This is a genomic window from Pseudoalteromonas sp. G5_S1_14_S5 (assembly GCF_054968605.1).
Genome location: NZ_JBQKUM010000228.1, coordinates 1 through 501, shown reverse-complemented (window position 1 = coordinate 501; position 501 = coordinate 1). Strand labels below are relative to the sequence as shown.

General features: G+C 41.9%; 1 protein-coding gene. It reads left to right on the top strand.

Going from position 1 to position 501, the window contains the following annotated elements; genetic code table 11:
• Positions 1 to 501 (top strand): hypothetical protein (locus ACTRWI_RS22660; RefSeq protein WP_499133937.1); only part of this gene is annotated, 501 nt, incomplete at both ends.

The window sequence follows — 501 nt, the reverse complement described above, 5'->3', positions numbered from 1 at the left end:
CATTTATCGGTGATCAGGATGGCACCATTTCCGAGAGTGAGTGGGCGACGGCGATAGCAGCGGCCACTGGACTCGTGAAATCTTTGATGGGGTACAGTCTCATTGATGATGTTGATATTTTCAAGCAAACGCCCATCGTCACAAACGAAAATGATGAAGGTAAAAAAGGTAAAGCATTTAAACATCGTTTGGCGATTGAGGCTGCTGGTGCGTTGCTACTTGAATTAAGCACGACATCTGAAATAGATACAATCCTCGATGCGCTTGTGACAGACATGGCGGATGGTAAAATTAACGGTAATAGTAGCTACAATGTGGACGATATTCATCGTTTCAATATGGATATTCTGGATAAACCTTTGCCTAACGGTAACGGTTTAAAACTGAGACAGACCCTAACACATCTTCAACAAGAAGAAATTCAACTCAACCCTCCGCAGGCAACCGACTTTAATCAACTTATACCACCTATTATGTTGTCTCAATCATTTGATGTTGATA